This is a genomic window from Micromonospora sp. NPDC047187 (assembly GCF_040643355.1).
Classification (GTDB): domain Bacteria; phylum Actinomycetota; class Actinomycetes; order Mycobacteriales; family Micromonosporaceae; genus Micromonospora; species Micromonospora salmantinae.
The window spans coordinates 158619-184930 of the sequence record NZ_JBEYUF010000011.1 but is presented as its reverse complement, the minus strand read 5'-3'; the positions used below and the strand labels follow the sequence as shown (position 1 = coordinate 184930).

General features: G+C 72.2%; 16 protein-coding genes. 6 read left to right on the top strand and 10 right to left on the bottom strand.

Annotated features, from left to right (window positions below; all coding sequences use genetic code 11):
- Positions 1 to 124: 124 nt before the first annotated feature.
- Positions 125 to 2569 (bottom strand): glycoside hydrolase family 2 protein, encoded by a 2445-nt coding sequence (locus ABZ794_RS19585; protein WP_357516783.1) that lies wholly within the window; start codon positions 2567 to 2569, stop codon positions 125 to 127.
- A 112-nt stretch (positions 2570 to 2681) separates the two neighbouring features.
- Between ABZ794_RS19585 and ABZ794_RS19580 the strand changes: the two genes are divergently transcribed.
- A complete protein-coding gene (locus tag ABZ794_RS19580; RefSeq protein WP_357516781.1) occupies positions 2682 to 3701 on the top strand; it encodes a LacI family DNA-binding transcriptional regulator in 1020 nt (339 codons plus the stop codon).
- 6 nt (positions 3702 to 3707) lie between these two features.
- Here ABZ794_RS19580 and ABZ794_RS19575 read toward each other — a convergent pair whose 3' ends face one another.
- Positions 3708 to 6080: a GGDEF domain-containing phosphodiesterase gene (locus tag ABZ794_RS19575; protein WP_357516779.1), complete on the bottom strand. Its 2373-nt coding sequence runs from the start codon at positions 6078 to 6080 to the stop codon at positions 3708 to 3710.
- A 217-nt stretch (positions 6081 to 6297) separates the two neighbouring features.
- On the opposite strand from ABZ794_RS19575, the gene ABZ794_RS19570 reads away from it, so the two are divergent.
- The gene (locus tag ABZ794_RS19570; protein ID WP_210781085.1) at positions 6298 to 6690 is read left to right on the top strand and encodes a PH domain-containing protein; all 393 of its coding nucleotides are present in this window, start codon (positions 6298 to 6300) and stop codon (positions 6688 to 6690) included.
- Here ABZ794_RS19570 and ABZ794_RS19565 read toward each other — a convergent pair.
- Positions 6684 to 7610, bottom strand: a complete 927-nt coding sequence (locus tag ABZ794_RS19565; protein ID WP_357516777.1) for a 2-hydroxyacid dehydrogenase — start codon at positions 7608 to 7610, stop codon at positions 6684 to 6686. The two genes, ABZ794_RS19570 and ABZ794_RS19565, sit on opposite strands and share 7 nt — an antisense overlap.
- Before the next feature lie 186 nt (positions 7611 to 7796).
- Here ABZ794_RS19565 and ABZ794_RS19560 point away from each other — a divergent pair, with 186 nt between their 5' ends.
- The 3 genes from ABZ794_RS19560 to ABZ794_RS19550 all read left to right on the top strand — a co-directional run bounded on the left by ABZ794_RS19560 (position 7797) and on the right by ABZ794_RS19550 (position 12538).
- Positions 7797 to 9614: a GAF domain-containing SpoIIE family protein phosphatase gene (locus ABZ794_RS19560; RefSeq protein ID WP_210781083.1), complete on the top strand. Its 1818-nt coding sequence runs from the start codon at positions 7797 to 7799 to the stop codon at positions 9612 to 9614.
- A gap of 92 nt (positions 9615 to 9706) precedes the next feature.
- Entirely contained in the window at positions 9707 to 10879 is a 1173-nt protein-coding gene (locus ABZ794_RS19555) for a PQQ-dependent sugar dehydrogenase (RefSeq protein WP_238691252.1), read from the top strand.
- A gap of 60 nt (positions 10880 to 10939) precedes the next feature.
- Positions 10940 to 12538: a metallophosphoesterase gene (locus tag ABZ794_RS19550; RefSeq protein ID WP_357516774.1), complete on the top strand. Its 1599-nt coding sequence runs from the start codon at positions 10940 to 10942 to the stop codon at positions 12536 to 12538.
- A 51-nt stretch (positions 12539 to 12589) separates the two neighbouring features.
- Here ABZ794_RS19550 and ABZ794_RS19545 read toward each other — a convergent pair whose 3' ends face one another.
- From ABZ794_RS19545 to ligA, 7 genes are all read right to left on the bottom strand, one after another.
- Positions 12590 to 14947, bottom strand: a complete 2358-nt coding sequence (locus ABZ794_RS19545) for a pyruvate dehydrogenase (protein ID WP_210781080.1) — start codon at positions 14945 to 14947, stop codon at positions 12590 to 12592.
- A gap of 125 nt (positions 14948 to 15072) precedes the next feature.
- On the bottom strand, positions 15073 to 16572 hold the full coding sequence (gene gatB, locus ABZ794_RS19540) for an Asp-tRNA(Asn)/Glu-tRNA(Gln) amidotransferase subunit GatB (protein WP_210781079.1): 1500 nt from the start codon (positions 16570 to 16572) through the stop codon (positions 15073 to 15075).
- 327 nt (positions 16573 to 16899) lie between these two features.
- Positions 16900 to 18291 carry an AAA family ATPase gene (locus ABZ794_RS19535; protein ID WP_210781078.1) on the bottom strand — a complete coding sequence of 464 codons (1392 nt, stop codon included), beginning with the start codon at positions 18289 to 18291 and terminating at the stop codon, positions 16900 to 16902.
- 11 nt (positions 18292 to 18302) lie between these two features.
- On the bottom strand, positions 18303 to 19796 hold the full coding sequence (gene gatA, locus ABZ794_RS19530; protein WP_210781077.1) for an Asp-tRNA(Asn)/Glu-tRNA(Gln) amidotransferase subunit GatA: 1494 nt from the start codon (positions 19794 to 19796) through the stop codon (positions 18303 to 18305).
- On the bottom strand, positions 19793 to 20098 hold the full coding sequence (gene gatC, locus ABZ794_RS19525; RefSeq protein WP_091393256.1) for an Asp-tRNA(Asn)/Glu-tRNA(Gln) amidotransferase subunit GatC: 306 nt from the start codon (positions 20096 to 20098) through the stop codon (positions 19793 to 19795). The genes gatA and gatC overlap by 4 nt, the downstream gene beginning before the upstream one ends.
- Before the next feature lie 145 nt (positions 20099 to 20243).
- The gene (locus ABZ794_RS19520; RefSeq protein ID WP_357516771.1) at positions 20244 to 22919 is read right to left on the bottom strand and encodes an EAL domain-containing protein; all 2676 of its coding nucleotides are present in this window, start codon (positions 22917 to 22919) and stop codon (positions 20244 to 20246) included.
- A gap of 156 nt (positions 22920 to 23075) precedes the next feature.
- Positions 23076 to 25211, bottom strand: a complete 2136-nt coding sequence (gene ligA / locus ABZ794_RS19515) for an NAD-dependent DNA ligase LigA (protein WP_210781075.1) — start codon at positions 25209 to 25211, stop codon at positions 23076 to 23078.
- A 557-nt stretch (positions 25212 to 25768) separates the two neighbouring features.
- Between ligA and ABZ794_RS19510 the strand changes: the two genes are divergently transcribed.
- Positions 25769 to 26305 (top strand): type II toxin-antitoxin system PemK/MazF family toxin, encoded by a 537-nt coding sequence (locus ABZ794_RS19510; protein WP_238691246.1) that lies wholly within the window; start codon positions 25769 to 25771, stop codon positions 26303 to 26305.
- The last annotated feature ends 7 nt before the right edge of the window (positions 26306 to 26312 follow it).

Here is a 26312-nt window from a genome sequence, read left to right as displayed (position 1 = left end):
CCCCCGGCCACCTCAGGCACACGCCAACAGAGACACCCAGCGGTCACGCAACGGACATCAGGAAGTAGTGGCCTCCGCAGCCGTGAAAGGCCACTACTCCATGGATCGAGCACGATCTTGGACGTCAGGCGAGGTCGTTGACGCAGCGCAGCACCGGGCGGGCCGTGAGGGCGGCAGGGTCCAGCGCCCCGGCCGCGCGCACGGTGAACGTGGCCGACTCGCCCGGAAGCAGGGTGATCAGGGCCTTGTCCACGGATGCCGTCGGGTCCAGGCGGTCCGGGAAGAGCGTCAGGTCGCGCAGCACCGTGCGGGCCGTGACCCGGACCCGCCGCCCGCCGTCGACAGGCTCGACCGTCGCGTCCCAGGCCGCCGTCGGCCAGTCCACCTCCCGGTCCTCGGCGAAGAACCACAGGGCGCGCTGCGCGGTGCCACCGGCCTCCGCGACCAGCAACTCGCGCCGGGCGTCCTCCGACCGCGCCAGGTCCGCCGGCAGCACCAGCACCACCGAGGAGTACGCCGGGACGTCGAGGTCGACCGAGGTCTTCGCCCTCGGCTCCCCGGTGAGCGTGAACCGGGTGACAGCGGCCGTCGCGGTCCATGCCTCGGCGGTCTCGTTGACAGCCACCAGGGCCAGGCCGCCGTCGCGCGGTTGCACGGTGAGCAGCCGGTCGGCGTAGGCGCGGCGCAGCGCGTACCACAGGGGTTTGCGTCGGCCGTCGCCGTCGACGGCCGACCAGGAGGTCACCGGCCAGCAGTCGTTGAGCTGCCAGACGATGGTGCCCGCGCAGACGTCCCGGTGGGAGCGGAAGTGCTCCACCCCGAGCTGGATCGCCCGGGCCTGGTTGAGCTGCGTCAGGTAGTGCCAGTCGTCGAAGTCCGCCGGGGCGGGCAGGTGCGCGTCGAGGCCCCGCTGGAGCTTGGCGTCACCGCCGGCCGCCTTCTGGTGGTGCGCCATGCCCGGTGAGTCGTGCGCCAGCGGTTCGTCGCTGATCGTCCGGCGCAGGGTGGCGTACGCCGGTGGGGCCTGGTAGCCGAACTCGGCAACGAAGCGCGGGACGTACTCCCGGTACTTGGTGTAGTCGTCGGTGTTCCACACGTCCCAGATGTGGGTGGTGCCGTGTGCCGGGTCGTTGGGGTGGATCGCCTCGGTGCCCGACCAGGGGCTGCCCGGCCAGTACGGGCGGGTCGGGTCCAGCTCGCCGACGATCCGGGGCAGCACGTCGAGGTAGTAGCCGCGCCCCCAGGTGCGCCCGGCGAGGGCCTGCTGCCAGTCCCAGTCGTGCCAGCCCCAGATGTTCTCGTTGTTGCCGGTCCACAGCACCAGGGACGGGTACGGCGCGAGCCGCGTCACCTGCTCGGCGGCCTCGGCGGCCACCTCGGTGCCGAACGGCTCCTCCTCCGGGTACGCGGCGCAGGCGAAGAGGAAGTCCTGCTGGACGAGGAGGCCGCGCTCGTCGGCGAGGTCGTAGAAGTCCGCCGACTCGTACCGGCCGCCGCCCCAGACCCGGAGCAGGTTGACGTTGGCCGCGAGGGCCTGGTCGAAGCGCTCGGCCAGCCGGGCCCGGGTGATCCGGGTGGGGAACGTGTCGTCCGGGATCCAGTTGACCCCGCGGACGAAGACCGGGACGTCGTTCACCGACAGCGCGAACGGGGTGCCGTGCTCGTCGGGTGTGGTGTCCAGCCGTACCGAGCGGAAGCCGATGCGGTGCGACCAGTTGTCCAGGGTGTCGCCGTCCGGTCCGTGCAGTGTCACCTCGATCGGGTGGCGGGCCTGCTCGCCGTACCCCCGGGGCCACCACAGCGCGGGCTCGCGGACGGTGAGGGTCAGCACGGCAGTGCGCTGCCCGGCCGGGACGACCACCTCGGCGCGGACGCCGGCCACTGCGGCGCGGACGGTCAGCGGGACGTCAGCGACCCGCTCGACCTCGACGTGCACCTCGACCCGGCCGTCGCGACCGTCCATGGTGACCAGTGGACGGACGGTGGCCAGTCGCGCGGTCGACCAGGCGTGCAGGCTGATCTCCTGCCAGATGCCGGCGGTGACCAGTGTCGGCCCCCAGTCCCAGCCGAAGTTGCAGGCCATCTTGCGGATGAAGTGGAACGGCTCCGGGTAGGCGTTCGGCCGGTCGCCGAGTCGCTCCTGCTGCGCCTCGGCGTAGCGGTACGCGGAGTCGAACCTGACCACCAGGTCGTTGTTCCCGTCGCGCAACAGCGGTCGGACGTCGAACCGGTAGCCGCGGTGCATGTTCGCGGTGCGGCCGACCTCCACACCGTTGAGGGTGAGCGTGGCGACGGTGTCCAGGCCGGCGCAGACCAGGTCGACGCGCTCGTCGTCGCCCGCCCGGTGGACGAATGTGGTCTGGTAGACCCAGTCGGTGCGCCCGATCCAGGCCACCGCCCGTTCGTTGTCGTCGAGGTACGGGTCGGGGATCAGCCCGGCGCCGAGCAGGTCGGTGTGCACACAGCCCGGCACTGTCGCCGGCACGGACCGGCCGGCGACCTCCTCGGGCACCTGTGCTCCGGGGGCCGCCCGCACTGTCCAACCGTCGTAGAGTGCCTGTCGGCTCACGATTTCACCGCACCTTCCCGCATCGAAAGATGCCAACTGAACCGGATAAGCTGAGAAACCGTACGGTCCGGAATCCGGGCTGTCAACGGCCAGAGAGCGAAGGAGCACGCCGGTGAAGCGGCCGACCATCGCCGACGTCGCCCAACGCGCCGGGGTGTCCAAGGGCGCCGTGTCGTACGCGCTGAACGGGCAACCCGGCGTCTCCGAGGCCACCCGGCAGCGAATCCTCGCCATCGCCACGGAGATCGGTTTCAGCCGCAGCAGCGCCGCCCGCGCCCTCTCGGCCGCCACCGCCGGCGCGATCGGCCTGGCCCTGTGCCGACCGGCGCGGACCCTCGGCGTCGAGCCGTTCTTCATGGCGCTGATCAGTGGCGTCGAGGCCGAACTCTCCGCCCGCTCGTACGCGCTGACCCTCCAGGTGGTGGCCGACCCGGACGCCGAGATCGCCGTCTACCGGCGCTGGTGGGGCGAACGACGGGTGGACGGGGTGCTCGTCTGCGACCTGCGCACCGACGATCGTCGCATCCCCGCACTCGAACGGCTGCAACTGCCGGCGGTGGTGATCGGCGGCCCCGGCGGCACCGGTGAGCTGGCGAGTCTCTGGTCCGACGACGCCGCAGCGCTGACCGAGACGGTGGAGTACCTGGTCGCGCTCGGGCACCGGCGCATCGCCCGGGTCGCCGGCCTGCCCGACCTGCGGCACACCGAGATCCGCACCGACGCCTTCGCGGCGATCTGCCGGCGGCTCGGCCTGGTCGACGCGGTCACCGTCTGGTCCGACTACACCGGCGAGGAGGGCGGTCGGGCCACCCGCCGGTTGCTCAGCTCGGCCGACCGGCCCACAGCGGTCATCTACGACAACGACGTGATGGCCATCGCCGGGCTCTCCGTCGCCCAGGAGATGGGCCTGACAGTGCCCGGCGATCTGTCCATCGTGGCCTGGGACGACTCGCCGCTGTGCCGGCTGGTGCACCCGCCGCTGACCGCGCTCGGCCGGGACATCCCGGCGTACGGCGCGCACGCCGCCCGGCAACTGCTCGCCGTCGTCGCCGGGCAACCGGCCGGGCGGGTGCAGGACGAGACACCCCACCTCACGCCGCGCGGCAGCACCGCACCACCCCGGAGGAGATGAACCGGTTCAGCGAGACGCTGAGGGAAACTCCTCGAAGTACGCCTCGACCCGCTCGGCCGTCGCCGGACGGGCCAGCGCGAACCCCTGCCCGTACCGGCAACCACCCCGGCGCGCCCCCTCGACCTGGGTCGACGACTCCAACTCCTCGGCGACGATCTCGACGCCCAACCGCTCGCCCACGTTGACCACCACGTCGATCAGCGGCGGTTGCCCGTCCGGCCGTGCCCCCACCAACTCCGGGCCCACCTTGAGCAGGTCGATCGGCAGGCGGCGAAGCTGGGCCAGCGAGGCGTGCTCGGCCCGGAAGTCGTCCAACGCGGTGCGGACGCCAATCGACCGCAGCCCGGCCAGCCGAGCCACCACAGTCGGCAGATCACCGGCGACTCTCGGCTCGCTCACCTCCACCACCAGCCGCTCCGGCGGCACCCCGTACGCGGCCAGCACTGCCGCGAGCCGCTGGACGAAGTCGGGGGTGGTCAGCTCCCGGGTCGTGACGTTGACCGCCATCCACAGCTCCCGGACGCCCACCGACCAGTTGGACAACTGCCGGCAGGCCCGGTCCAGCACCCACCACTCCAACTCGCCGACCAGGTCCAGGTCCTCGGCGACCGGCAGCAACTCGGCCGGAAGCACAGTGCCGAGCACCGGGCTGCGCCACCGCAACAGCGCCTCCGCGCCGACCGGCTGCCCGTCGGCCAGGTCGACCACCGGCTGGTAGACGAGGTCCAGCTCGCCGCGCGCCACCGCACCGGGCAGCTCGCGCTCCAGGTCGAGCCGGCGCACCAGCTGCTCCTCCAGGAACGCGTCGTACCACTCCACCCGGTCCCGGCCCAGCTGCACGGCCCGTCGTCGGGCCAGCTCGGCCTGCCGGAGCACGTCCGCCGGCCCGGCACCGCTCACCTCGGCCAACCCGATGCTCGTCTGCACGCGCAGCATCGCGCCGGCCAGCCGGTAGGGCGGGCCGAGCGCGCTCAACAGTCGGGTGCCCAGCGCGTACGCCAGCACCGGCCCGGCGGCGGTGACCACCGCGAAGCCGGTACCCGTGCACCCGGTGACCAGATCGTCGGGGGCGATGACCGCGCGGGCCCGGTGCACCGCCTCGGCCAGCACGTCCTCCCGGGCCGTCGGGCCGAAACCCTCGGTGCCGTGCAGGTCCACCAGCAGCAGCGCGCCGGCCGGCGCCGGAACGTCGCCGATCGCGGCCAGGGCGTCCAGCAGGGCAGCCCGGTCGCCGGGGGTGCCGCTCGCCGCCGCGGGTCGCCGGTCGAGCCCCGACCACGCGGAACTGTGGTCAGGCGACCAGGTCGAGCCGGCACCCGTCGCGGTCGCCGCGCCCTCCGCGACGTCGAGGGCTCGCTCGGGCGGCGGCTCCGGTGTGCCCGGCCAGCGGGCCGGGGCCGCACGGCGGTGCCGCAGCGAACGGCCGGCCGGCCGCCGATGAGCGGCCCGCCGAACGGAGGCGGACGCGTCACCGGCGCGCAGCAGCTCGCGCAGCACCAGGGGCGGCACCGCCGCGAGGGCCAACAGCACGCTCGTCCGGTCCGGTGCGCGGCCGGCGCCCAGGTGCAGACCCGCCGCCAGCAGCAGCACCGCCGCGGGAAGCACCGACCGGGGCCAGGCCGCGGCGACCGGCTCCACCGACTCGGAGTCGTCCGCCGCATCCGCGGCGCCGACCGCGACGAGCAACATCCCGAACACCAACGGGGGTACGGCCAGCAGGGCGGCCCGGCCGGCCGGCGCGGACGGCAACGTGGCCAGCAGCACCAGCCCGCCCACTGTGAGCAGGACGCCGCCCCGGCAGAGCGCCGCACCCGAGCGCCGCCGTGGCCCCGCGAACGCGTTCAACGCGGCCATGCCCAACCCGCCGAGTGTCAACGCGGCGACCAGCCGAACCGGGACCGGCAGGCCGTCGGGGGGCAGCAGCAACCAGCCGGCGAGGGCCAGACCGACGGCCGGGCCGGTCGACTCGACCAGCCACCGCAACCGGGCCGAGGCCGCCGCCCGGGACCGGCCGGGGAGCCGGTACAGACCGGCCGCCGAGAGGGCCGCCACGACCACCGACCCGATCAGCACGGCGAGGGTGTGCCCGATGCCGGCCAGGGGCAACACGACGGCGGTGAGACCCGCCGCCACCACCGCCGCGTCGAGGAGCACCCCCGCCGCACGCGGTGTCGGATCGGTGCCGCGTCGGGAGGCCAGCCGGGACAGTCGCAGCCCGGCGAGCGTGGCGCCGGCACCGGCGGCCAACGCGATCACCACCGAGGGCGGAACCAGGTCGACGGAACCGGCGAGGAGGAGCAGCGCCACCGCCACGGACGTGGCGGCCTCCGGTGCCGCACGGCGGGGAACGAGAACGCGGAACGGGTACGCGAGGAGCACGGCGGTCGCCTTCGTGAGGGGGCACGGGGGCGGTGCGGCGGTGCGGGACATCGGACGTTGCGAGTCCGCTACCCACGATTGGCAACGACGGACGGCCGAATTGGTTACTTGCCGGTCACTCAGGGGAGACAACGACCTGTGTCACTGTACGGCGTACCGCACGCTGCCGGCACCGCCCGCCGCGAGCCGAAACAACCCGAAGTGGGATCATCGGAGGGTGAGTAAGCCCGACACTGTCCGCTTCCGGTACAACCAAGCCATCCTGGTGGCCGCGATCATCGCCTTCGTCGGCGCCCTGCCGCTGGCCAACGCCCGGGACTACCTGCTGCCGGTGCTGCTCGTCCCGCTCGCCGTCGCGGTGTGGGCCTGGCGGGCCGGCACCGACGCCGACGCGCGGGAGCTGCGCATCCGGGCGCTGGTCGGGCAGCGTCGGATCGACTGGGACCAGGTCCTCGAGCTGACCACCGACCAGCGCGGGCGCGCTGTGGCCCGGCTCGACGACGGCCACCAGGTCACTCTGCCGGCCGTCCGTGGGGCGGATCTGCCCCGACTGGTCGCGGTGACCGGCCAGCCGCTGCCGGACGCTCCGGCGGAGACCCCCGGTCAGTAGCCGTCGACCACCGTGTTGATCAGCGGTTGCCCGGCGGCGAACCGGCGGACCTGATCGCCCACCAGTCGGTAGGCCCGCGGCAACAGCCCGCGCACCGACCCGCCGACGTGCGGGGTGAGCAGCACGTTCGGCATGACCCACAGCGGGGAGTCGGCGGGCAGCGGCTCCGGGTCGGTGACGTCCAACGCCGCCGAGATCCGACCGGTGCCCAGCTCGGCGACGAGCGCCTCGGTGTGCGCCACCGGGCCCCGGGCGGCGTTGACCAGCAGCGACCCGTCCGGCATCGCGGCCAGGAACGCCTTGTCGATCAGGCCACGGGTCTGGTCGGTGAGCGGCACCAGCACCACCACCACGTCCGCGTCGGGCAGCAGCCGGGGCAGCTCCTCGACGGCGTGCACCCCCTGCTCCGGGCGGGCCGTCCTGGCGACCAGGGTGAAACTCACGTCGAACGGGGCGAGCCGGTCACGCACCGCGGCCCCGATCGAGCCGGCGCCGATGATGAGCACCCGCTTACCGGTCAGCTCGTCGGTCGGGGTGTTCTCCGCGTACGTCCAGCGCCGCTCGGCCTGCGCGCGGACGAACGCCGGGAACGCCCGCAGCTGGGTGAGGATCGCGGTGACGACCCACTCGGCGGTGGAAGGGTCGTGCACGCCCCGGGCATCGCAGAGCGTGACAGCCGGCGGTGTCCGGCCCGCCCAGGCGTCCGCCCCGGCGGAGAGCAACTGCACCACCGCCAGGTCGGGCAGCTCCCGCAACACCGCCGTCGCGTCCGAGCCACCCGGGAACGGCGGCACCCAGAAGCGGACGTCGGCCGCCTCCGACGGCATCCGATCGGTGTGCTCGAAGACCTCCACCGTCACGTCCGCGGGCAGCTCGCCCAGGAGGTTCAGGCCGGCCTGGTGCGGAATCCATACCTTCACGTCCGCCGACGATAGTCCCCGACGCCGCAGCCGGTGGAGGCACGGCGGCGAACCGGCGTCCCGGGGGATGGCGCGCGGGGTCACGGCGGGCGAGACTCAGCACACCGATGTTCGACTCCGACCCCGACGAGGTATAACGAAGGGTCGGAGGGCCGGTCGGCCTCCGCCCCGGCAGACAGGTGCTCGATGACCGACGGCTCCCCCGGCCCCGCCCGGCGTTCGATCGCGCCTCCTTCGCTGCTCGGCGACCCGGAGCGGCTGCGCGCGCTCGCCGACACCGGGCTGGACGCCGCCCCGGACGAGGCGTTCGACCGCTTCGCCCGGCTGGTCAGTGACCTGCTGGACGTGCCGGTCGCGCTGGTCTCCCTGGTCTCCGCCGACCGGCAGTTCTTCCCCGGCGCGGTCGGGTTGCCGGAGCCCTGGTCGCGGCGGCGGCAGACCCCGCTGAGCCACTCGTTCTGTCAGCACGTGGTGGACATCGAGGTGCCGATGGTGCTGCCGGACGCCCGGCTCTACCCCCGCGTCCGGGACAACCTGGCCATCGACGACCTCGGCGTGGTCGCGTACGCCGGGATGCCGCTGACCGACCTCTCCGGCCGGGTGCTCGGCTCGCTGTGCGCCATCGACAGCAAACCTCGCGCCTGGACGGCGGCGCAGCTGCGGACCCTGGCCGACCTGGCCGCCGCCTGCTCGTCCGAGCTGCGGCTGCGGATCGCGCTCGACGGCGCCCAGGAGGCCCGGCGGCGGGTCGTGCAGGCGCACGATCGGCTGGAGCTTGTCGCCGGGGTGAGCGAGACCCTCGCGGGCACCCTGGACGTGGGCACCGCGTTGCGCCGGCTCGCCGCCACCATGGTGCCGCTGCTCGCCGACTGGTGCCTGCTCACCCTGATCGGGCCGACCGGCCTGCCCCGCGAGGTGGTCTCGGTGCACCGGGATCCGGCCCGCGCCGCGGACGTCGACCGCTTCGGCGATCTGCTGCGCACCGGGCTGAGCCCCGAGTCGGTCATCCGGGCGGTGCTCCGGACCGGCCAGCCCCGGCTGGGCAGCGCGGCGTCCCTGGCCGACATCACGAGGGGCACCACCCACCCGGAGATGGCCTCCATCGCCAGTCGGCTGGGCATCGCCTCCTACCTGAGCGTGCCGGTGCGGGGTGTCGGCGGCACGGTGCTGGGGGCGATCACGCTCGTCAACGGTGGCCAACGTCAGCAGTTCGACGACCGGGACCTGCTCACCGCTGTCGACATCGGCCGCCGGGCCGGCCAGGCCGTCGGCAACAGCTCGATGTACGGCGAGCAACGGCACGTCGCCGAGGTTCTGCAACACAGCATGCTGCCCCGACTGCCGGTGGTGGCGGAGCTGGAGTTGGCAGCCCGCTACCAGCCGGCGGCCGACCGGGTGGAGGTGGGCGGTGACTGGTACGACGCCTTCGTGCAGCCCGACGGCGACGTGATCGTGGCGATCGGGGACGTGGCCGGGCACGACATCGAGGCGGCGGCGACCATGGGCCAGCTACGCAACCTGGTGCGGGGCAATGCCTTCGGCCGGCCGGACGCGGTCGGGTCACTGATGAGCAACCTGGATGGCGCCATCCGTGGCCTGCGGCTGCCGATCGCCGCCACCGCGACGCTGGTGCGGATCTGTCCGCAACGCGCCGGTGTGCACGAGGTGACCTGGTCCAACGCCGGGCACCCACCGGCCCTGGTGGTCCGGGTCGGCGGGGCGGTGGAGGCCCTGGAGGCGACGCCGGAGCCGCTGCTCGGCCTGGCCCGCCCGTCGCCCCGGAGCAGCCAGTCGACCGTCCTGGCCACCGGCGACACCCTGCTGCTCTACACCGATGGGCTGATCGAACGGCGGGACCGCTCCATCGATGAGGGGTTGGCCGAGCTGGTGGGCCTGCTGACCGGCACCGACACGCTGCCCCTCGACGGCCTGTGCGACCTGCTGCTCGCCTCGATCCGGCACCGTGAGGACGACACCGCGTTGCTGGCCGTACGGGCTCGGTGAGTGGTCCACCGGGGATCATCGGGCGGGTCCATCGGCACCCGTTGCACCTCGACGGGCCCGGCCGGGTCGCGCGGCGGGCTACCCTGGGCCGGGTGAACGCCCGTCCCCCGTACCCTCGCATCCGCCGCCTCCGGGTGGCCCTCGCGGCGTCCTGCGCGGCGCTGCTGTTCACCGCCGGTTGCAGCTTCGGTGAGCCGGAGCCCGACCCGGCCGGCGAACCGCCCAACCTGCCGACCCCGTCCACGTCGGCGAGCCCCGGCGGCGCCGGCCAGCAGGCGGTGGCGACAGTACTCGCCAAGGGCCTGCGGGTGCCGTGGGCGATCGCCTTCCTGCCGGACGGCGGCGCGCTGGTCACCGAGCGGGACAACGGCCGGATCCTCCAGGTCGGGCCCGAGTCCGGGCCGGACGGGCTGCGGGTCCGCCCGGTGCAGACGATCACCGACGTGGCGGCGGCGGGTGAGGGTGGCCTGCTCGGCATCGCCGTGTCCCCCGACTACGCCCGGGACCGGACGGTGTTCGTCTACTACACCGCCGAGCGGGACAACCGGGTCGCCCGGCTGCAACTCGGCGGGCAGCCCACCCCGATCCTCACCGGCATCCCCAAAGCCAATGTGCACAACGGCGGTGGGCTGGGCTTCGGCCCCGACAAGCAGCTCTACGTCAGCACGGGTGACGCTGGTCAGCGCCCCCTCTCCCAGGACGTGAAGAGCCTCGGCGGCAAGATCCTCCGGATCACCCCGGACGGCAGGCCCGCCGCCGGCAACCCGTACCCCAACTCCCCGGTCTGGTCGATGGGGCACCGCAACGTCCAGGGTCTCGCCTGGGACGCCGCGAAGCGGATGTACGCCGTCGAGTTCGGCCAGAACACCTGGGACGAGATCAACCAGATCACCAAGGGCGGCAACTACGGGTGGCCGGAGGTCGAGGGTCGGGCCGGCGACAGGCGGTTCACCGACCCGATCGCGCAGTGGGCGACGTCGGACGCGTCCTGCTCCGGTCTGGCCGCCACGGACCGGCTGCTGGTCACCGGCTGTCTGCGCGGCAAACGCCTCTGGGTGATGGAGTTGACCGACACCGGCACCCTGCTCGGTCAGCCCAGTGAGCTGCTCACCAACCGGTACGGTCGGCTGCGTGCGGTGGCCGCGGCACCGGACGGGTCGCTCTGGGTGAGCACCTCCAACCACGACGGCCGGGGTGACCCGGCGGGCGACGACGACCGGCTCCTGCGGGTGGTCTTCGCGGGTGGTGACGGCGGACGCAGCTGATTGCGTCACCATCCGTTCAGGTTTGCCAAGATCTTCCGACGGGCAGGTCAGACTTTCAGCATGGACGGGCAACGCGACGAGCGGCACGACGACGCCGATGACCGGGACGACCCGGTGACCGGTGACGATCGACCACGCCCGGCGGGTTGGTGGGTCGGCGCGGCCGGCCCGCTGCGCCGCCTCGGGCTGATCGTCGCCGTCCTCGCCGTGGCCCTGGCCGGGGCGGTGCTCGGGGTGCTGGCCGGCGGCCAGGTGAGCACCGACATCGGCCCGTTCCGGGCCAGTCTCAGCATCTCCCCCGCTCGGGACGGCGGCACCACAGTCGACATCCCGCCGCTCGGCGCGCTGCTGCTCGACAGCCACGACGGGCCGACCCATCTCACCGTTCGGCTGGGCGCCCTCGACCAGGGGCGCACCGAGGCACTGATCGACGACCCGGCCAGCATCAGCCGGGCCAGTCAGAGCGCCGTGGAGGACGTCCGCTCCGGGGTGATGCGCCTCGGCCTGCGTACCCTCGGCGCGTCGGTGCTGGTCACGTTGATCCTGGCCGGGCTGATCTTCCGGGACGTCCGGCGCACCGCCTGGGCGGGAGGGTTGGCGCTGCTGGTCACCGCCAGCAGCCTCGGCACGGCGGCGGCGACCCTTCGTCCGCAGGCCATCGAGGAACCACGCTACGAGGGGCTGCTGGTCAACGCGCCGGCCATCGTCGGTGACGCCCGCCGGATCGCCAACGACTACACCAAGTACGCGGAGCAGTTGCAGCGCCTGGTCGGCAACGTCAGCCAGCTCTATACCACCGTCTCGGCGCTTCCGCTGTTGGAGCCGACCCCGGGCACCACCCGGGTGCTGCACGTCTCCGACATGCACCTCAACCCCACCGGGTGGCAGCTGATCCGGACGGTCGTGGAGCAGTTCGGCATCGACGTGGTGATCGACACCGGGGACATCACCGACTGGGGCAGCGAACCGGAAGCCTCCTTCGTCGCCTCGATCGGCCTGCTGAAGAAGCCGTACGTCTTCATCCGGGGCAACCACGACTCCGGCAAGACCGCCGCCGCGGTGGCCCGTCAGCCGAACGCGATCGTGCTGAACAACACCACCACGACGGTCGCCGGGCTGACCATCGCCGGCATCGGCGACCCGCGCTTCACCCCGGACAAGAACACCTCCCCGGCCGGCAGCGGGTTGACCCAGCAGGTGGCCGACCAGGTGATCGGGGTCGGCAACCAGCTTGCCGCGACGGTCCGCAGCTCACCGCGACCTGTCAACATCGCGCTCGTGCACGACCCGGCGTCGGCCGGGCCGCTCGCCGGCACCTGCCCGCTGGTGCTGGCCGGGCACACGCACGCCCGGCAGGTCTCCAAGCTGCCACAGCCACCCGGGCAGCAGCCCACCACGCTGATGGTGGAGGGCTCCACCGGCGGCGCCGGGCTGCGCGGCCTGGAGGGCGAGAAGCCCACCCCGCTGTCGATGAGCGTGCTCTACTTCGACCAGCAGAAGATGCTCCAGGCGTACGACACCATCACCGTCGGCGGCACCGGGCAGGCCCAGGTCAACCTGGAACGACGTCTGGTGGAGAACCCGGCCGCCCCACCCACACCCACACCCACGCCGAGCGGCGGTGTCCCCGGCACGCCCACGCCCACGCCGACCGGCTGAGCCGACGTCGACGCCCGCCGGCGGACCGGCGGGCGGTCGACGGTCGACGGGTCAGCGCAGGGCGATGGCGGCCAGTGCGGCGTTGACGATGCTGCCCGGCAGCAGGTCGTGCAGTTCGTACAGCTCGGCGACGCTGCCGGACTGGCCGAACTCGTCCACGCCGAGCGGCACCGCCGGCGCGCCGACCGCCGAACCGAGCCAGGCCATCGCGTGCGACGCCGCGTCGTGCACGCTCACCACCGGCACCCGATCGGCGAACGCGGACCGCAGCGCGCCCGGCACGCTGGGCACGGTGGCCGTCCGTACGCCCTGGCGCAGGGTGCGCTGCCAGGCCCGGTAGAGCCGGTCCAGCGAGGTCACGTCCACCACGTGCGCGGCGATGCCCTCGTCGGCCAGCTCCGCCGCGGCGGCCAGCACCTCGGGCAGCACCGCACCGGAGGCGGCCAACTGCACCACCGGGGCGTCGACCAGGTGCGGGTACGCCTGGTGCGCGTCGACCAGCCGGTACGCCCCGGCGACGACCTGCCGGCGCAGCACCGCGTCGCCGAGCCGGGCCCGGGCCGCCTCGAACGGCGCCTGGTCCAGCGGTCGGGTGCTCAACCGGAAGTAGTACGCGCCGTCCTCGGCGGGTGCGGCGGTCGCGGCCGGGACCGACCCACCGGCGATCTGACCGAGCGCGTCGCAGAGCAGCCAGTCGAGGGTGGCCGCGTACGCCGGCTCGATGAAGGTCACCCCGGGCAGCTCCAGGCCGACCGACGCGGTGATAGTGGACTGGTGGGCGCCGCCCTCGGGGGCGAGGGTGATGCCGGACGGGGTGCCGGCCACCACGAACCGGGAGCCGGAGTAGGTGCCGTACAGGAACGCGTCGAGGCCGCGCAGCACGAACGGGTCGTAGACAGTGCCCACCGGCAGCAGCGGCTGCCCGGACAGGTCCCAGGACAGCCCGAGCTGGCCGAGCAGCAGGAACAGGTTCATCTCCGAGATGCCCAGCTCGATGTGCTGTCCAGCGGGGCTCTCCGTCCAGCGCAGCATGCGGTCCTCGGTCCAGGAACGCTGCTCGGTGGGGGCGAACACCCCGGTCTTGTTGATGAACCCGGCGAGGTTGGTGGAGGTGGCCACGTCCGGGGCGGTGGTGACCAGGTAGCGGCCCACCTCCCGGTCCCGCGCCAGGTCCACCAGCACCCGACCGAAGACCTCCTGCGTGGAGATCGGCTTGTTGGCGCGTACTCCAGTGCTTTCCGGGACGGTGACCCCCAGCGCACGCTCGCGCGGCGCGCGGGACAGCGCCTCCCGGCGGGCGCCGGCCCGGATCCCGGCGGGTGACGCCGGGTCGAGGCGGTCCCACTCGGTCTCGGCGGTCAACCCCTGCGCGGCGCGTAGCGTGTCGACCTGCTCCGAGCTGAGCAGCGCGGAATGGTTGCGCGGATTGCCGGCGATGGGCAACCCCCAACCCTTCACGGTGTACGCGAAGACGACGCTGGGCCGGTCGGTGACCGCGTCGCACTGGGCGTACGCGTCCAGCATCGCCTGAAGGTCGTGCCCGCCCAGGTCGGTGACGAGCGGGCCGAGCTCCTCGTCGGAGACGTCGGCGATCAGCTCGGCGATGCCGGCCGGGGCGCCGTCCAGGAACTGCTTGCGCAGCGCCGGCCCGGCCAACCCGAACAGCGACTGGTACTGCTCGTTGGGCATCGCGTCGATCCAGTCGCGCAGCGCCTCGCCGCCCGGCCGGGCGTACGCCTCGGCGAGCCGGCGGCCGTACTTGACCTCCACGACGTGCCAGCCGGCCGCCTCGAACTGGCCCCGCCACTGGTTGATCCGGATGCCGGGGACCACCCGGTCCAGCGACTGGCGGTTGAAGTCGACGAGCCACATGACGTTGCCCAGCCCGGTGGTCGCCGGGTCGGCCACCGCCTCCCAGATGTTGCCCTCGTCCAGCTCGGCGTCGCCGATCAACGCCACGAACCGGGAGTGCGGGCGGGCCCCGAAGTGCGCGTCGACGTACCGCCGGGTGGCGGCGGCGAAGAGCGGCGCCGCCGCGCCCAGGCCGACCGAACCGGTGGAGAAGTCCACCTCGTCCGGGTCCTTCGTGCGCGACGGGTACGACTGGAGGCCGCCACGGGCCCGCAGCCGGGGCAGGTAGGAGCGGTCCAGGTTGCCGAGCAGGTACTGGATGGCGTGGAACACCGGCGACGCGTGCGGCTTCACGGCGACCCGGTCCTCGGCGTCCAGGTGCGCGAACCAGAGCGCTGTCATCGCCGTGACCAGGGAGGCGCTGGACGCCTGGTGGCCGCCGACCTTCACACCGTCGCCGGTGGCCCGGTCATGGTTGGCGGCGTCCACGATCCGGGTGGCGAGCCAGAGCACCCGCCGCTGGATCTCGTCGAGGACATCGAGGTCGTGCTCGGTCACGGTGGCTCCATCCAGGCGTCGCCGTTGACGCCCTCGCGAGGGGTGCGGGGTGGCCGCGTAGTCGACAGGGGGGTTGCGGAAGGCCGCCGCCGGGTCGCGGCGGCGGCCTGCTGCGGGTGGGTCTCTCAGCCCTGGACGCCGAGTCGCTCCAGGATCAGCTCACGCAGGGTCTTCGCGTCGGCCTGACCACGGGTGGTCTTCATGACCGCGCCGACCAGCGCGCCGACCGCCGCGACCTTGCCGCTGCGGATCTTGTCGGCGATGCCGGGGTTCGCGGCGATCGCCTCGTCCACGGCGGCGGTGAGCGCGCCGGTGTCCGACACGACCTCCAGGCCCCGGTTGGTCATGATCTCGGTGGGCGATCCCTCACCGTCGACCACGCCCTCCAACACCGTGCGGGCCATCTTGTCGTTGAGCTTGCCGGCGTCGACCAGCCCCTGAAGCTCGGCGACCTGCGCGGGGGTGGCACCGATCTCGGCCAGCTCCACGCCGCTCTCGTTGGCCCGGCGGGACAGCTCACCCAGCCACCACTTGCGGGCCGCCGCCGGGGTGGTGCCGGCGGCCACGGTGGCCTCGATCAGCTCGACCGCGCCGGCGTTCAGCACCGACTGCATGTCCAGGTCGGAGAGGCCCCACTGCTCCTGGAGTCGACGCCGGTGCACCCGGGGCAGCTCCGGCAGTGCGGCCTTCAGCTCGGCGACCCAGGCCGGGTCCGGGGCGATCGGCACCAGATCCGGCTCGGGGAAGTACCGGTAGTCGGTGGCCGTCTCCTTCGAGCGACCCGGGGTGGTGTCACCGGTGTCCTCGTGGAAGTGCCGCGTCTCCTGGGTGATCCGGCCGCCCGCGTCGAGCACCGACGCCTGCCGCAGCATCTCCGAGCGGACCGCCCGCTCCACCGACCGCAGCGAGTTGACGTTCTTCGTCTCGGTACGGGTGCCCCACTCCGCGCCCGGCAGGTTGAGCGAGGTGTTCACGTCGCAGCGCAGCGAACCCTCCTCCATCCGCACGTCGGAGACGCCGAGGGTGCGGATCACGTCGCGCAGCTCGGCGACGTACGCCTTGGCCACGTCGGGGGCGAGCGCACCGGTGCCCGTGATCGGCTTGGTGACGATCTCGACCAGCGGGATGCCGGCCCGGTTGTAGTCGACGAGCGACTCCGTCGCGCCGTGGATGCGGCCGGTGGCACCGCCGACGTGCAGCGTCTTGCCGGTGTCCTCCTCGAGGTGCACCCGCTCGATCTCGATCCGTACCGTCTCGCCGTTGACCTCGACGTCCAGGTAACCGTCGACGCAGATCGGCTCGTCGTACTGGCTGATCTGGAAGTTCTTCGGCATGTCCGGGTAGAAGTAGTTCTTCCGGGCGAACCGGCACCACTCGGCGATCGAGCAGTTCAACGCCAGGCCGATCCGGATGATCGCCTCGATGGCCGCCTTGTTGGCCACCGGCAGCGAACCGGGCAGACCCAGGCACACCGGGCAGACCCGGGTGTTCGGCTCGCCGCCGAAGTCGGTCGGGCAACCGCAGAACATCTTGGTGTTCGTGCCCAGCTCGACGTGGGTCTCCAGGCCGATCACCGGTTCGAAGCGCGCAACGACCTCGTCGTACGCGGGCAGTGTCGTGGTCATGAGACGCTCCAGGCGCGATCCGGGACAGAACCTGTCCAGCCTAATGGGGTTGCCCGATCAATCCTCGGCCGGGTTTCTTCCGGCGTGCGTGGCGTCACCGACGGTGGGGTACGAGGGAGAAGCTTGCCGGATTCTGCTCGACGAGTCCGATGACATTAGCAATCGAGCACGGCCCTCTTCGATCGCGTAACGGCTGAACGTCAGCGACCTCGACCGCGTCCTCGAATTCCGTCAAGCAGATCTCGGTCAACGCCCTGGCAAGCAGCCTGGGAAGAAACTGGTCATCGGTGACGCCCTCGGAGACCAACGCGGAGGTCAGGTAACGCATCAGTTGTCCAACTCCGCCATGACCTCGAACTCAGCGATTTCTCTCGGGCTCACCACACTCCCGACATCCAACGCGTCCTCGATCGTGAGCTGCCGTGCCCCCGCAATCGCCCTCCACCGACTGACCCGGCTGCGGGCCTGGCCGCGTTGCACGCGACTGACGACGTCCATGAAGACCGCGTCGGTCCGCAGCCGGGCGTGGGCGGGTTCCAACGCCCGCAGGATCGCCGGCGAGTGACTGCTCAGTATGAGCTGAGTGAGAGCGGTGCCCTCGGCTCTAGCGTCGATGGCCCTATCGACGAGGTTCCGGAGGTACCTGACGAACTGCGCGAGCCGTTGCGGGAAGATGCCGTTCTCAGGCTCTTCGAAGCAGATAAGACCGGCACCCCTGGGATCGTAAAGTGCCGCCAGCAGGGCGATCGCCCGGAGGGTTCCGTCCGAGGCCACCCTGGCGGAGAACGGCGCTTCCTCCCGAGTCAGCACTTCCACCTGCCGCTGTCGGCGGGCCTCGTCCTCAGCAAGGCGAACCCGGATGACACCCGGGATGACGGCGGCCAAGTCAGCGGACAGGTCGTTCAGCGCCCCTTCCGGCCTGTCGTCACTGCCGGTCTCATCCGCCAACCGCCGCAGCGTGTTGGCCAGGTGACCTCCGTTAGCCGCGAGGCCATCGGGGTCGTCGTAGGAATCAGGGGCACGGAGCGCGCTGGGATCCAGGTGCAGCAGACGCCACGACTGCATCTCCCGCTTGAGCGCGTACAGCAGGGGGAAGTCGGTGGCCGTGGTCAGGCTGGACAAGACTGTGGCGGTGGCAGCCGTCGCAGGAAGCCGACGCTTGCGCCCCTGATTGCCCTGCTGCCTGATGCTGAAGACCGGCCTGTTCTGCTCGTCCTGCTCCGTCTCCAACGGATCGGCACCGGTGCGGTAGGCCGCCAACCGCTTACGCTGCTCGGCGTCGAACCGGGCGACCCAGGTGTCGTCCGCCCGGCGGATTCTCCGAACCGCCTCACGGACGACATACGGCCGCTGCGTCCCGCTGTGGCCGGTCGACCTGAGTTCAAGCGTCAGCTCATAGCGAAGCCGCGAGTGGTTGACCTCGGCCGTGTCACCAAACGCATCGGTAACCGATCTGTCGAGCAGCACTTCCACGGCAAACGACATCACCTCGACCGAGGATCCGTCGGTGTGCTTGTGAAACAGATCCACGATGTCGCCACGCATGTGTTGGGCGGCCTCAAGAACCGGGTCGCCGGCCAGCCGACCGAGGAACTGAATGGCGTCGAACAAGTTCGACTTGCCTGCCGCATTCCGGCCGATGATCACAAGGAAGGGCGGGATGTCCAACGAGAAATCACGGAAAGACTTGAACCCGTCAATCTCGATCCGCGTCAGCATCCCGCCCGCCCTCAGAGCGCCGGCGGGGTGAACGTGCCGACTGCGGACTCCAACGCGGCGGCGACCCGGTACATCCGGTCGTCGGCCATCGTCGGGGCCATCACCTGCAGACCGACCGGCAGCCCTTCGGAGAGCCCACAGGGCACCGAGATGCCCGGCCCGCCGTACAGGTTTGTCGGAATCGTGTACAGGTCGGCCAGGTACATCTGGTACGGGTCGGCGGTCCGCGCGCCCATCGGGAACGCCACCGACGGGGTGGTCGGCGAGATCAGCGCGTCGACCCGCTCGAACGCGGCGGTGAAGTCCCGGGTGATGAGCGTCCGCACCTTCTGCGCCTGCCCGTAGTACGCGTCGTAGTAACCCGACGACAGCGCGTACGTGCCGATCATGATGCGGCGCTTGACCTCAGGGCCGAAGCCGGCCTCCCGGGTCAGCGACATGACCTCCTCCAACGACCGGTTGCCGTCGTCGCCGACCCGCAGGCCGAACCGGACACCGTCGAACCGGGCCAGGTTGGAGGAGCACTCGCTCGGGGCGATCAGGTAGTACGCCGGCAGGGCGTACGCGAACGTCGGGCAGGACACCTCGACGACCTCGGCACCCATCTTGGTCAGCGCGTCCACCGACTCACGGAACGCGGCCATCACACCCGGCTCGGCGCCCTCGCCCACGAACTCGCTCACGATGCCGAGCCGCACACCGGTCAGGTCACCGGTAGCGCCGAGCTTCGCCGCCGCCACCACGTCCGGCACCGGCTGCGGGATCGAGGTGGAGTCGCGCGGGTCGTGCCCGCCGATCACCTGGTGCAGCAGGGCCGCGTCGAGCACCGTACGGGCACACGGGCCGGGGGTGTCGAGCGACGAGGAGAAGGCCACCAGCCCGTAACGGGAGGTGCCGCCGTAGGTGGGCTTGGCGCCCACGGTGCCGGTGACCGCGCCGGGCTGGCGGATCGAGCCGCCGGTGTCCGAGCCGATCGCCAGCGGCGCCTCGTACGCGGCCAGCGCGGCGGCGCTGCCACCACCCGAACCACCCGGGATCCGGCTCAGGTCCCACGGGTTGTGCGTCGGGCCGTACGCCGAGTATTCGGTGGAGGAGCCCATCGCGAACTCGTCCATGTTGGTCTTGCCGAGCATCACGGTGCCGGCCTCCCGCAGCCGCTGCACGATCGTCGCGTCGTACGGCGGGCGCCAGCCCTCCAGGATCTTCGACCCCACGGTGGTCGGTACACCCCGGGTGGCGAGCACGTCCTTGACCGCGACCGGCACACCCGCGAGCGGGCCCAGCTCCTCGCCGGCGGCCCGGCGCTCGTCCACCGCGCGGGCCGCGGCGAGCGCGCCCTCGGTGTCGACGTGCAGGAAGGCGTGCACCCGGTCGTCGACCGCGGCGATCCGATCCAGGTGCGCCTGGGTCACCTCGACGGCGGAGGTCTCGCCTCCGGCGACCAGGCTCGCGATCTCCGTCGCGGTCATTCTGGTCAGATCGCTCTTGCCGGTCAGCTCGCTCATGAGGCCACATCCTCGGTCAGGATCCGCGGTACGCGGAACCGCTGGTCCTCGGCGTCGGGCGCGCCCGACAGCGCTTCCTCCGGGGTCAGGCACGGCGTGACGACGTCCTCGCGGAAGATGTTGGTCAGCGGCACCGAGTGCGAGGTCGGCGGGATGTCCGCGGCGGCGACCTCGCCGACCTGGGCGACCGCCTGGAGGATCACGTCGAGCTGGCCGGCGAACGTGTCCAGCTCCTCCTCGGTGACGGCGAGCCGCGACAGGCGCGCCAGGTGCGCGACCTCCTCGCGGGAGATGGCGGCCATCCGTGCCCCCTTCTGAATTCCTGCTGGTCGGGCGGTGTGCCGGCCGCGCGACAGGTGGAGCGTGACACGCGGTGACCGGAGCGAGTCTATTGTTCCGCTCCGGTGCCGCGTCCCCGACTCCCCCTCCAGCGACCCTCGTGCCGGGTCAGCGGGTGGGACGGCGAGCGACATCCGGCTGCGGGTGCCCGCCGGTCGGGCGGACCGGCCGGTACCGGGCCAGCCAGGTGACCAACTCCTCGGCCGGCATCGGCCGGGCGTAGAACCAGCCCTGAGCGGCGTCGCAGCCGGCGGCGTGCAGCATCCGCCAGGTCCGCTCGTCCTCGACACCCTCGGCCACCACCCGCAGCCCCAGCGCGCCGGCCAGCTCGATCATCGACCGGACGATCGCCGCGTCGTCGGCGTCGTCGGCCATGCCGAGGACGAACGACCGGTCCACCTTCACCTCCGCCAGCGGCAGTCGGCGTAGGTGCTGGAGCGAGGAGTAGCCGGTGCCGAAGTCGTCCAACGCGATGGCCACCCCGATCCGGTGCAGCCGGGAGATGGTGGCCAGCACCCGACGCGGATCGGCCATCAACGCGCCCTCGGTGATCTCGACCTGAAGCCGCTCGGCCGGTACCCCGTGGCGGGCCAGCCGGTCGGCGATCTGGTCGGCGATCTCGCCGGTGTGCAGGTCACGCACGCTCACGTTCAGCGCGGCACGCAGGCCGATGCCGGCCGCCGACCACCTGGCGAGCTGCTCCACCACGTCGTCGACGACACGACGGGTGAGCAGTCGCATCACGGCGCTCTGCTCGGCGACCCGGATGAGTTCCTCCGGGTCGACCATGCCCCGCCGGGGGTGCCGCCACCGCAGCAGTGCCTCCACGCCGACCACCTCGCCGGTCGCGATGGCGATCTGCGGCTGGTAGTACATGGTGATTTCCCCGGCGTCGTCGGCCGGCTCGTCGTCCGCATGGGCCCACCCGGTCGGTTCGAGTGGCTGCCCAGGCGTACCCGGCCCGACGTCCCGCCGAGCCCCGCTGCGCCCCTTGCCCACCGCGCTCCCGTTCGGGGTCCGCCGACCGATCCCGCCGCCGGCGCGCCGCTCCCGGACCGGGCCGGAACGGGTGCCGGCGACAGTGGCACGGGTGTTGCGGCCCCGGATCGGGTCGGCTCCGGTGGCGATCCGGTTGATCAGCTCATCGGAGTGCACCAGCTCGGCGTCGGCGCGCCGACGGCGTGCCCACCACCGGGCAGCTCCCGGCCGTGTGGCGACCGCCGACGCCGGGCCCGCCGCTGCTGCGGACCGGTCCGACGCCGCGGTGGGCAGCGCGCTCTCAGCCGGGGCGCCGGTGGGCAGCGCCGCCCCGTCACCGCCGCGCACCTCCCCCGACGCGACAAGGGGTACGTCGGCCGTCCGCTCGGCGTCGCTCGGCACGCCGTGCCGGCCGTTCCCGTCCGGCGCCGCACCCTCGCCCTGGCCCTGCACTGCCGACTCGGCGTCGGCGTCGGCCTCGAACGGCCCCTCGGTCGAGGGGCTGGCCTCCAGTACGCGGCGCAGGTCGGCGAGGAGACCGAGTCGCTCGGCGGAGTTGTGGTCGGACTCCGGGGCGTACACGGCCACCGTGTCGTTGCGGTGTTTGGCGTCGTACATCGCGACGTCGGCGTGGCGCATCAGAGTGGCGAAGTCCTCGCCGTGCTCCGGGAAGAGGGCGATCCCGATCGACCCGCCCACGTCCAACGGCAGCCCGTCGAGCGGCACCGGCTCGGCCAGCGCCTGGACCACCCGGTCGGCCAACTCCCGCGCCTGACCGACGTCGGTCAGCCCGGTCATGACGATGGCGAACTCGTCACCGCCCAGCCGGGCGATCATCTGTGGCCGGGGCTGCATGTCGGTGAGCCGGGCGCTGACCTCGACCAGCAGCCGGTCGCCCACGGCGTGCCCGAGGGCGTCGTTGACGTTCTTGAAACGGTCCAGGTCGATCAGCAGGAGCGCGAGCTGCCCGTCGGGTTCACCACGGGCGGTCCGCTCGGCATGCAGGTGCACCTGTTCGGCCACCTCGGCCAGCAGGGCCTTGCGGTTGGGCAGCCCGGTCAGCGGGTCGGCGGCGGCAAGGTGCTGCTGTTCGTTTGTCAACCGTGCCATCCGGTAGACGGCGAAGAGCGGCACCAGCACCAGCGGGATCAGTGCGGCGCTGACCCGCGCCGCCGCGACCAGCACCGGGGCGAGCAGCAGCAGTGAGCCGGTGGAGAGCAACTCGAAGCCGAGGCCCTGGCGGACGGTGGGCCACCAACGGTCCCCGAACCGCAGCCGCACCGCCCAGCTGACCAGCCCGTAGTTGACGACGAACCAGGCCAGCGCGGCACCGCCGACGGCGGCCACGTCGGTCCAGTGCAACCGCCCACCGGAGAAGATGGTGCCCGACCCGAGCTGGATCACCCCGTACGCGGCGGCGAGGGCGCACGCGTACTGGCCGACGTTGAACGCCGTGCGCCACGCGGCGTGCCGCATCCGCCAACCCGAGACGACGACACCCACCGCCTGCACCACCACAGCCGGGCCGAGACCCCAGCCGAGCAGGATCGCGAAGGTGAAGCAGGTGGACGGGAAGACCGCCGACGTCTGCCGGCGCCCCGGTGGCACGAACGGGCGCGCGTCGCAGACCACGGCGAGCGCGGCCATCGTCCAGAACGCCACCGGCAACTCGGACAACTCGCCGGGGAGCGTCGCGAGTGGAACGGCGGCGGTCAGCGCGGCGACCGCCAGGATGCCGGCGACGAAGGCGGCGAACGGTGCGACCCGTCCCGCAGGCAGCGAGTTGCGTGGGTCGGCGACCTCCACCACACCTCCCGACCGACCATCGGCGTGCCGGTGCGCGCGCCGTGACCCAATGAAACGCCCTCGGCCCCCAGTTTCCCGGTATGACAGTCACGAATCGGTCGTAGTCGTAATTAAGTTGGTATACGCGGCCAGTCGCCGCGGAAGCTGTCGGCGGGGTCAACCGCCGAGCTGAGCGACCTCCCGGGCGGCGTCCGGGCCCGCGTCCAGCAGGAGCCGGAACCCGTCCTCGTCGAGCACCGGCACCTTGAGACTGGCGGCCTTGTCGGCCTTCGACCCGGGGTTGTCCCCCACCACCACGAAGCTCGTCTTCTTGGAGACCGACCCGCTGACCTTGCCGCCCCGGCTCTGCACGGCCTCGGCGGCCTGGTCACGCGAATAGCCGGCAAGGGTGCCGGTCACCACCACCGTCAACCCCTCCAACGGGCGAGGCCCCTCGTCGACCGCCTCCTCGGCCATCCGTACGCCGGCCTCGGCCCACTTGCGGACCACCTCGCGGTGCCAGTCCACAGCGAACCACTCCCGGATGCTGGCAGCGATGGTCGGCCCGACCCCGTCGACGGAGGACAGCTCCTCCTCGGTGGCCGCGTCGATGGCGTCCATCGAGCGGAAGTGCCGGGCGAGCGCCTGGGCCGCGGTCGGGCCGACGTGCCGGATGGAGAGCGCCACCAGCACCCGCCACAGGTCCCGTTCCCGGGCGACCGCGAGATTGTCCAGCAACTTGGTGGCGTTGCTGCCCAGGCTGCCGTCCTTGTTGACGAAGAAGGGCGACCGGGACAACTGCTCGGCGTCGAGTTGGAAGAGGTCGCCCTCGTTGGTGATGATCTGCCCGTCCAGCAGCGCGGCGGCACTCTTCATACCGAGCGCCTCAATGTCGAGCACCTTGCGGCTCGCCAGGTAGAAGACCCGCTCGCGGATCTGCCCCGGGCAGGTCCGCGCGTTGGGGCAGCGGATGTCGACATCGCTCTCCTTGGCAGGGGCGAGTGGCGTGCCGCAGGACGGACAGGTGGTGGGCATCACGAACGGGCGCGCGTCAGCGGGACGCAGGTCGACCACCGGGCCGAGCACCTCGGGGATCACATCGCCCGCTTTGCGCAACACCACCGTGTCGCCGATCAACACGCCCTTGCGTTTCACCTCGCGGGCGTTGTGCAGAGTGGCCTGGGCGACCGTCGAGCCCGCCACGTGCACCGGCTCCAGCACCGCGAACGGGGTGACCCTCCCGGTGCGTCCGACACCGACCTCGATGTCGAGCAGCTTCGTGGTGACCTCCTCCGGCGGGTACTTGAAGGCGATCGCCCAGCGCGGGGCACGACTGGTCGACCCGAGCCGGCCCTGGATGGAGACCGGATCGACCTTGACCACCACGCCGTCGATCTCATGCTCGACGTCGTGCCGGTGCTCGGCGTAGTAGGCGATGAACTCCGCCACGCCGGCCAGGTCCGGGACGACCCGCCACCGGTCGCTGGTCGGCAACCCCCACGACTTCAGTGCGGCGTACGACTCGGACTGCGCCGTGGGCTGGAACCCACGGCGGGCGCCGATGCCGTGCACCACCAGGCGCAGCGGCCGGGTGGCGGTGACCCGTGGATCCTTCTGTCGCAGGCTGCCGGCGGCTGCGTTGCGGGGGTTGGCGAAGGGAGCCTTGCCCTGCTCGACCAGACCCGCGTTGAGATCGGCGAACGCGGCGATCGGGAAGTAGATCTCGCCTCGGACCTCCACCAACTCGGGAACGTCCGGGAATTCGGCGGACGGGACGAGCTGGCTGGGCACGTCCCGGATGCTGCGCACGTTCGCCGTGACGTCCTCACCGGTACGCCCGTCGCCTCGGGTGGCGGCCCGGACCAGCCGGCCGTTCTCGTAGGTCAGGTTGATCGCCAGCCCGTCGACCTTCAGCTCGCACAGGTAGGGCACCGGGCCGCCCGCGTCCCGTTCGACCCGCTCGGCCCAGGCCGCCAATTCCTCGTCGGCGAAGGCGTTGTCGAGCGAGAACATCCGTTCGGCGTGGGTGACCGCTGTGAAGTCGGTGGAGAACGTGCCACCCACCCGCTGGGTCGGCGAGTCGGGCGTGCGCAGCGCCGGAAACTCCTCCTCCAGTGCCTCCAGCTCGCGCAACTGCCTGTCGAAATCGGCGTCGGGGATGGTCGGCGCGTCCAGCACGTAGTAGCGGTACTGGTGTTCGGTCAACTCCTGACTGAGCACGGCATGCCGTTCCCGGGCCTGCGGCGTCGGCTCAGCCCCGGCCGCCGCCTCCTGCGCCGGGCTGACCTGCTGACCGATCTGTTCCTCGGACACACCGCCACCTTCGGACACGCCTGCGACCTCCCTGATCACGCTACTCCGGCACCGTATCGGGCCGGTGGGACAATCCGCCGCCCGCCCGCGCCCGAAGCGACCCCGCCCTCACCCGCCTGCCTTGATCACTTGATGCTGGGTAGCTCGACACCGGCGCGTCAGACAGAGTGACTCTTCGTCAACCCCGCCCTGCCCCGCCGATCATGGAGTAGTGCTGGGCGACAAAGCGCCTCGATCGCGCCAAAACAGGCACCACAAGTCCATGATCGACGAAGCCGGACCGCCCTCCTCCGCGATCTTGCGTTTCCTGTCGCGACATTAGGTGGAATTACGCGCATAACGGCGACCGAAAGTGCAAGATCGGCGCGGCGGGTCCTTCGGCCACCAACCGGGCCGCCGACCCAACGGTGCTACTCAGCATCAAGTGATCGAGGGTGACGGTGGGGTGGCTCGGGGCGGCGAGGCGGCTGCGGTGTGGTTGGCGAGCGGCACCGGCGGCGGCGTGCAAGGATCGCCGGACGGCGCGACCGGCGGGTCGCCGGGACGCGGAGGTACTGATGCCCGAGGCACTGCTCTGGGCGGTGGCGATCCTGCTGGCCGTGGCCGCCGGCTGGGCGTGGAACAGTTGGCGGCACCGGGTGGCCAACCGGCGTCCGGGCACCAGGCCGGGTCGGGGCGGCACCGGTGGCCGTCGTTCCACCCCGCCGCGTCCCCGTGGCGCCGAACGGCCGTCCACCAAACCCCGCTCGCGCGACACCGACCGGCACGGCGACGCCCCGGCGCCCGGCGAGATCTGGTGGGCCGACGTGCCGTACGCCGACGGCAGCGGGTCGAAGGTGCGTCCGTGTCTGGTGCTGCGCGCCGACTCCCGGGGCGCCGACGTCCTGAAGATCACCAGCCAGGACAAGAGCGACCGGGACGACCACGTGCGGATTCCCACCCGGGACTGGGACCCGGGCGCGGAGCACGACAGTTACCTCAGCCTCACCGAGCCGATCCGACTCAGCTCGGGCGCCTTCGCCGACCACGCCGGCCGCTGCGACGCCGACCTGTGGCGGAAGGTCCGCAGCCTGCGCCACCTCCCCACCTCCTGACCACCCC